A 7,401-nucleotide genomic window follows, 5' to 3' on the forward strand; every position below is an offset into this window, starting at 1 on the left:
CCCCTGGTCTACGACTTCAGCGGGTTCGACCCGAAGTACGACGAGATGACCTACGCGACGCCCGACGCCACGGCGCTGGCCAAGCGCATCACCGCGATGATGCCGGCCACCGAGCCGGTCCACCAGCACTCCTCCCGTGGCCTCGACCACGGCGCCTGGGTGCCGCTGAAGATCATGTATCCCGACGGCGACGTCCCCGTCCTGCAGATGTCGCTGCCGACCCAGGACCCGGCGCGGTTGCTGGCGATCGGTGAGCGCCTGCGCCCTCTGCGCGACGAGGGCGTGCTGATCATCGGCAGCGGCTTCCTCACCCACGGTCTGCCCTTCCTCACCGACTTCCGGCTCGACGCCCCGGCGCCCGGCTGGTCGAGGGACTTCGACGCCTGGGCCGGGGAGGCCCTCGCCCGCGGCGACGTCGACGCGCTGGCCGACTACCGCGAGCTCGCACCGGGAATGCCCTACGCCCACCCGACGGTCGAGCACTACACGCCGCTCTTCGTCACCCTCGGTGCGGCGACCACCCCGGACGAGCCTGGGCTCCAGCGGATCGACGGGTTCTGGCTGGGGCTGTCGAAGCGGAGCCTCCAGGTCGCCTGAACAAGCGCGGAGTGACGGTCGGTGACGGCGAGCGACGCAGAGCGGTGACCCACAGGCGATCCCGGGGCGCGACATCGCCCGAGAACCACCCCTCAGCGGATGCCGGTCCGCCGCATCATCTTGAGCCCCGACAGCATCGACTTCACGTAGGCGTCGTAGTCCTGCCCCGGCTGCGCGCCCATGACCTGCTTCTTGAGGACCGCGAGGTTCTGCACGTCGGTGTACTTCAGCAGCCCCTGGTCACCGTGCCGCGCGCCGACTCCTGACTGCTTGACGCCGCCGGAGGGGGTGCCCTTGGAGGCGAACGCCGTGGCCAGGATGTCGTTGACGTTGACGTTGCCCGACTGGATCCGCTCGGCGATGGCGCAGGCGCGGTCGAGGTCGGCGCCCCAGACGGAGGCGTTGAGGCCGTAGTCGGTGTCGTTGGCCAGCGCGATCGCCTCGTCGACGGTGCGATAGCGGTAGAGACCGACGACCGGCCCGAAGGTCTCGGTCGCGCCCGCCAGCATGTCCTTGGTGACGCCCTCGAGGATGGTCGGCTCGAAGAACGCCGGGCCGAGGTCGGGCCGCGCCCTGCCACCCGTGACGACGGTGGCGCCCTTGGCGACCGCGTCCTCGACGTGGGCCTGCACGCGCTCCTTGTGGTCGGGCGAGACGAGCGAGCCCATCTCCGGGCCGAAGTCGTACGACGCCCCGACCCGCAGCCCCTCAGCAGCCCGGACGAACTTCGCCCTGAACTCCTCGTAGCGCGACTCGGGCAGGTAGATCCGCTCGATGTGCATGCAGATCTGACCGGTGTTGCCGAACACGCCGAAGACCGCGCCCTGCACGGCCTCGTCGATGTTGGCGTCGTCGAGCACGATCATCGGGTTCTTGCCGCCGAGCTCGAGGCAGGCGCCGATCAGGTTGCGACCCGCCCGCTCGCCGATCACCCGACCGGTCGCGGTCGAGCCGGTGAACATGACGTAGTTGGCGTTGTCGATCAGGGTGGGGCCGACGTCGGGCCCCTCGCCGCACACCACCTGGAAGAGGCCCTGGGGCAGCCCGGCCTGCTCGAGCATCTGGATGCCGAAAAGGGGTGACAGCGCCGTCTTGTTGTCGGGCTTGAGCACGATGCCGTTGCCGGCGATCAGGGCGGTGATCGCGTCGGACATCCCGGTGGCGAAGGGGAAGTTCCACGGCGCGATGACGCCGACGACCCCCTTGGGCTGGCGGATCTCCGTCGACGTCGTGAGGAAGGGGACCGGCCCGCCGCGCTTGGTCGGCGCGAGCAGCGACGGCGCCCGCTTGATGTAGTGGCTCATGACCATCGGCGGGTCACAGCTCTCCTCGATCGCCATCCGCCGGTTCTTGCCGGACTCGACCTGGATCAGGTCGGCGGTCCTCTGGGCATTGTCGAGGAAGAGCGCGTGGGCCTTCTTGAAGACCCCGAGCCGCTTCTTCAGCGGCCACTGGGCCCACTCGCGCTGGGCGGCGCGGGCGGTGACGAAGGCCCGCTCGATGTCCGCCGGCGTCGACTGCGGGAGCTCGACCAGCACCTCGCCGGTGTAGACCTCGGTGAGCTTCCAGGTGCCACCACTGGTCGAGGGGACCCGGGCGACCAGGGTCTCGAGGAAGGCGTCGGTCACCGACGCGGGGCGCTGCACGGTCATGGGGCTCAGCCCTTCCCGAGCACGAGGTCGGCCCCGCGCTCGCCGATCATGATCGCCGGGGCGTTGGTGTTGCCGCCGGTGATGGACGGCATGACCGAGGCGTCGCAGACGCGCAGGCCCTCGATGCCGCGGACCTTCAGGTCGGGCGAGACGACGGCGAGCTCGTCGACGCCCATCCGGCAGGTGCCGACGCCGTGGTAGACCGACGTGGCCCGGTTGAGGATCGCCTGGCGCAGCGCGGAACCCTTCAGCTCGGCACCGGGGTGGATCTCCTCCTTGACCGCGCCACCGAAGGCGGCGCCGCCCATGATCTCGCGGACCATCTCCGAGCCCTCGCCGAGGACCTCGAGGTCGGCGTTGTCGGCGAGGTACTGGAAGTCGATCAGCGGCGCGGTCGTCGGGTCGGACGACGCGAGGCGCAGCGTCCCGCGACTCTTGGGGTAGATCAGCGTCGTGAGCACGGTCAACGAGGTGCGCGGGTCGACGTCGTGGCGGATCGGCTCGTCCTGGTTGGGCGAGACGTAGGACCACGGCAGCAGGTGCAGCTGGAGGTCCGGCACGTCGGTCGCCTGCGAGGTCCGCACGAAGGCCACCGACTCGAAGACCGAGTTGGCCAGGAAGGTGGTCCCGGGGCGCAGGACCTCCTTGGCGATGCCCTTGGCGAAGTACATCGCGTTGCCACGCATCGTGGAGGACGTCGCGTGGAAGGTCAGCGCGTGGAACATGTGGTCGTGCAGGTTGTCACCGACGGGCAGGTCGGCGACGACCTGGATGCCGTGGTCCTTGAGGTGCTGGGCGTGACCGATGCCGGAGAGCATCAGGATCTGCGCGGAGCCGACGAAGCCGGCCGAGAGGATCACCTCCTTGCCGGCACGGATGGTGCGGCGGCTGCCGTCCTTGTCGGTCACCTCGACCCCGGTCGCGCGACCGGACTCGATGACGACCTTGGTGACCAGCACCTCCGACTGCAGCTGCAGGGTCGGGACGTCGAGGTTGTGGATGTAGCCGCGTGAGGCGCTGTAGCGCAGGCCGTCCGCGGCGTTCTGCTGCATCCGGCTGACGCCCTCCTGGGACTCGCCGTTGTAGTCGTCGAGGACCTTGACCCCGAGCGCGTCGGAGGTGGCCTGGATGAACTGGAGGGTGCCCTCCTGGGGCGCCTTGTTGCGGGTGACCCGGATCGGGCCCCCGGCGCCGCGGTAGTCGTCGGCCCCGTCCTCGAAGTCCTCCATCCGGCGGTAGGCGTCGTTGACGGTGTCGGCGTCCCAGCCGGTGTTGCCCTCGGCTGCCCAGGAGTCGAAGTTGGCACGGTTGCCGCGGACGTAGACCATGCCGTTGATCGAGCTGGACCCACCGACGACCTTGCCGCGCGGCACCGGCATCTTGCGGTCCAGGAGGTGCTTCTGCGGGGTGGAGTAGTAGCCCCAGTCGACCCGCTTCTTGATCTCGGGCACCGCGTGCATCGGACCGATCATGCCGGGCTTCTTGACCAGGAACTGCTCGTCGCTCTTGCCGGCCTCGAGCACGATCACGCTCGCGCCCGACTGAGCGAGACGACCGGCGATGGCGGCTCCCGAGCTGCCGGACCCGACCACGATGTAGTCGGCCTCGTTCTTGTGCGGCGCCTTCTTGGCCATGTGTCTCGTCCCTCGCAGTGGTCGTGGTGATGCCGGCCGCAACTGTAACGCGTTCTAGTTTGCTCCGTACAGGCCTTCCCGAGGAGGATCACGAGCGTGAAGATCCTCTCGATCCAGTCCTCGGTGGCCTACGGACACGTCGGCAACTCCGCCGCCGTCTTCCCTCTCCAGCGCCTGGGTCACGAGGTGTGGCCGGTCAACACCGTCCACTTCTCCAACCACACCGGGTACGGCGAGTGGCGCGGTCCGCTGCTGGCTCCCGGCGACGTGGCCGACGTGATCGCCGGCATCGGTGACCGTGGGGTGCTGGGCAAGGCGGACGCCGTGCTGTCCGGCTACCAGGGCGACCCCGCCGTCGGTGCCGTCATCCTCGACGCCGTCGCCACGGTCAAGGCGGCCAACCCCGCCGCGGTCTACTGCTGCGACCCCGTCATGGGCGACGTAGGTCGCGGGATGTTCGTGCGGCCCGGGATCCCGGAGTTCATGCGCGACACCGTCGTGCCCGCCGCCGACGTCATCACGCCCAACCACTTCGAGCTCGACTTCCTCGCGGGCACCACGAGCACGACACTCCACGAGGTGCTGGCCGCCGTCGACGTCGTACGCGAGCGTGGACCCCGGGACGTGCTCGTGACGAGCGTGCTGCACACCGACTCCCCCGCCGACACCCTCGACGTCGTGGCGGTCTCCGACGACGGAGCCTGGGCCGTCACCACGCCGCTGCTGCCGATCACCCCCAACGGCTGCGGCGACGTGACGGCCGCGCTCTACCTCGCGCACCTGCACAGCACCGGTTCACCGCAGCGGGCCCTGGAGCGCACCACCGCGTCGATCTTCGCGATCTTGGAGAACACGCTCGCCGCAGGCACCCGCGAGATCCAGCTGATCGCCAGCCAGGAGGCGATCGCGCACCCGACGACGCGCTTCGAGGCACGGCGCCTGCGCTGAGCGGAGCGGCACCCCTGGCCCCGAGGTACTACGCAGCTCGGGACCTTCGGCCCGATGCCCGATCGCATCCCCGCTTCGTAGGCTGGGTGGATGCATCCACGTCCGGCGGGCCGCCCATGAGGACGGCCTCGTCGGAGCAGGCCCGCTACCTCCGCCTGCTCGTGGACCACCTGCCTGCCCTGGTGGCTTTCTGGGACCGCGACGAGCGCAACGTCCTGGCCAACCAGGCCTACGTCGAGTGGTTCGGACGCACGCCGGAGGAGATCGAGGGGATGACCCTTCGCGAGCTCCTCGGCGAGGACGTCTACCGGCTCAACCGGCCCTACGTCACCCGCGCACTCGCCGGCGAGCGGCAGGACTTCGACCGCACGCTCGTCGACCCGCTGGGGCGCACCCGCCACAGCCAGGCGTCCTACGTGCCGGAGATCGTCGACGGGGAGGTGCAGGGCTTCTTCGTCCTGGTCGCCGACGTCACCGCGAAGGTCGAGGCCGAGCGAGACCTCGACGAGGCCCAGCGGATCGGTGGTCTCGCCTCGTGGAGCTGGGTCCCCGGAGAGCCGTTCGCGCAGTGGTCGCCCCAGCTCTTCCGCCTCGCCGGCCTCGACCCGACGGGCGTTCAGCCGACGGTCCAGAGCGGCCTGGACCTGGTCCACCCCGATGACCGGGAGATGCTGAGCGACTCGCTCGAGCGGGCGGTCGACGACCCTCGGGACCTGGAGCTGCGCTACCGCGTCGTGCGCGCCGACGGAGAGATCCGCCATGTGCTGAGCCGCCGGCGGGTCGAGCGAGCGCCCGACGGCACACCCCTGCGCCTGCGCGGCACGATCCTCGACGAGACGACCACCCACCTGGCCAATGTCGAGCTGGCCCGGCTCAACGACCAGCTGACCCAGGCCAACCGCCTGCTGTCGGACACGATGGGGATGCTGGGGCACGACGTGCGCCAACCCCTCGCCGTGACGCTCGGCTACCTCGAGCACCTGCGAGGCCATGTCGCCGAGATGGAGCCGGAGGTGATCGAGACGCGCCTCGACCGCGTCCACTCGGCCGCGCGGAGGATCCGCCGGCTGCTCGACGACGTGCTCTCGATGGCCACGCTGGACTCCGGGCAGCTGACGGTCGACCGCCAGCCGGTCGGGGTCGACGACCTCTTCGCCGACATCTGCGCCGAGCTCGGCGAGGTGGATGCCACGTCGCTGATGGTGGTGCCGAGCTCCGCGACCGGCCTGATGGTGCGGGCCGACGCGTTCCACCTGCGCCAGTCGCTCGTCAACCTGGCGGTCAACGCCAAGCGCTACGGCGAACCGCCGCTGGAGCTGTCCGCCCGCCTGGTCGACGGGGGCGTCGAGCTCGCGGTGAGCGATGCCGGTGCCGGGGTCCCCGAGGAGCTCCTCCCCCGCCTCTACACCCGGTTCGCCCGCGGGGAGAACCAGTCCGCGCGCTCGACGGGCAGCACCGGCTTCGGGCTCTACCTCGTGCGCCAGCTGGTGGAGGCCAACGGCGGCACCGTGGGCTACCGCCCGGTCGAGCCGACCGGCGCGTGCTTCACGATCACGCTGCCCGCGGACCAGGACGAGGAGTCAGCGGGCCAGCCGACGCAGTGACCGCCACAGCTGGAGGTCGGCGTGCTGCTCCAGGAAGCCCTGCGCCTCGGGACTGAGGCTCCGCTCCTGAGCCACCACGTCGGCGTACCTCGCGTGTGCGGCGGCGAACGCCGTCTCCACCTCCGGCGTGGTCTCGAGATCCAGCCCGGTCAGGACCCGACGCAGCGCGCTGGCCCCGGGGTCACCGAAGAAGGAGGCATGCTCCACGACCGCCACCTGCTCGGGCCGGAGCCGCGCGGCGCGGCGGATCCGGGCGTTGTGCTGGTTCCAGAACTCCACCGCCCTGCGTGCGTCGAGGCTCTCGGGCCAGCCACGGTCGGTCACCGTCGTCGCGCGCCGGTCCCACGACGCCGCCACCTCGGCGACGTCGCGCACGATGCACACGAAGTGGGCCGTCGGATGCTGCTCCCAGAGCACCTGGAGCCGCGCCACGGTGAGCTTGTCGCCGACGTGGCTGGCCTCGTCGAACTGCGCGTCCATGCGGTCGTAGTGGACCCGCCAGCGCTCCTCCGCGTCCGGCACGATGTTGGTCAGCCCGTCGCTGAAGTCGAAGAACCGCTCCCTGGTGAAGCACTCGGGCGTGAGCTCACCGATGCGCTTGCCCCACAGGGCCTTGTAGCGCTCCTGCCCCACCACGACGCGTGGGTGGGAGCTCAGCAGGGAGGCCAGGGTCGTCGTGCCCGAGCGGCCGACACCGATCACGAACAACGGCGTCGTGGTGGTCACGACCAGATCCTAGGGGCCCGCCACCGACAGAGCCGCGTGAGAGAATCGAACTCTCGACATTCGCTTTACAAGAGCGACGCTCTGCCATCTGAGCTAACGCGGCATACGCTTGATGTGCGCGGCCACATGGTAGTCGGCGCCTTCCGGGTCGTGGGGGGGGGGGGGCGCGCGGGGGGGCGGGGGGGGCCCCCACCACCAACCGGCCCCCCCCCCCCCCCCGGGGCCCCGGGGGCCCGCCCC

6 protein-coding genes and 1 tRNA gene are annotated in these 7,401 nt (G+C 70.5%); 3 read left to right on the top strand and 4 right to left on the bottom strand.

Going from position 1 to position 7,401, the window contains the following annotated elements:
• A partial coding sequence (locus RMN98_RS20185; RefSeq protein ID WP_309650616.1) for a class III extradiol ring-cleavage dioxygenase occupies window positions 1-597 on the top strand: 597 nt, incomplete at its 5' end.
• Between the two features lie 92 nt (window positions 598-689).
• Here the strand turns inward: RMN98_RS20185 and RMN98_RS20190 are convergent.
• Both RMN98_RS20190 and RMN98_RS20195 read right to left on the bottom strand, forming a co-directional pair.
• Window positions 690-2,249, bottom strand: a complete 1,560-nt coding sequence (locus RMN98_RS20190; RefSeq protein ID WP_309650617.1) for a succinic semialdehyde dehydrogenase — start codon at window positions 2,247-2,249, stop codon at window positions 690-692.
• 5 nt (window positions 2,250-2,254) lie between these two features.
• Complete coding sequence (locus RMN98_RS20195; RefSeq protein ID WP_309650618.1) at window positions 2,255-3,883, bottom strand: GMC family oxidoreductase N-terminal domain-containing protein; 1,629 nt, start codon at window positions 3,881-3,883, stop codon at window positions 2,255-2,257.
• 96 nt (window positions 3,884-3,979) lie between these two features.
• Here RMN98_RS20195 and pdxY point away from each other — a divergent pair, with 96 nt between their 5' ends.
• Together pdxY and RMN98_RS20205 are read left to right on the top strand one after the other, a co-directional pair.
• Window positions 3,980-4,831 (top strand): pyridoxal kinase PdxY, encoded by an 852-nt coding sequence (pdxY, locus tag RMN98_RS20200; RefSeq protein WP_309650619.1) that lies wholly within the window; start codon window positions 3,980-3,982, stop codon window positions 4,829-4,831.
• A gap of 116 nt (window positions 4,832-4,947) precedes the next feature.
• A complete protein-coding gene (locus tag RMN98_RS20205) occupies window positions 4,948-6,435 on the top strand; it encodes a PAS domain-containing protein (RefSeq protein ID WP_309650620.1) in 1,488 nt (495 codons plus the stop codon).
• Here the strand turns inward: RMN98_RS20205 and RMN98_RS20210 are convergent.
• Both RMN98_RS20210 and RMN98_RS20215 read right to left on the bottom strand, forming a co-directional pair.
• On the bottom strand, window positions 6,412-7,161 hold the full coding sequence (locus RMN98_RS20210; RefSeq protein ID WP_309650621.1) for a sulfotransferase: 750 nt from the start codon (window positions 7,159-7,161) through the stop codon (window positions 6,412-6,414). The two genes, RMN98_RS20205 and RMN98_RS20210, sit on opposite strands and share 24 nt — an antisense overlap.
• 30 nt (window positions 7,162-7,191) lie before the next feature.
• Window positions 7,192-7,264: transfer RNA gene (locus RMN98_RS20215), tRNA-Thr, on the bottom strand.
• Between the last annotated feature and the right edge of the window lie 137 nt (window positions 7,265-7,401).

Origin of the sequence: Nocardioides sp. (assembly GCF_031397825.1) — a bacterium.
In the GTDB taxonomy this organism is placed as follows: Bacteria; Actinomycetota; Actinomycetes; order Propionibacteriales; family Nocardioidaceae; genus Nocardioides.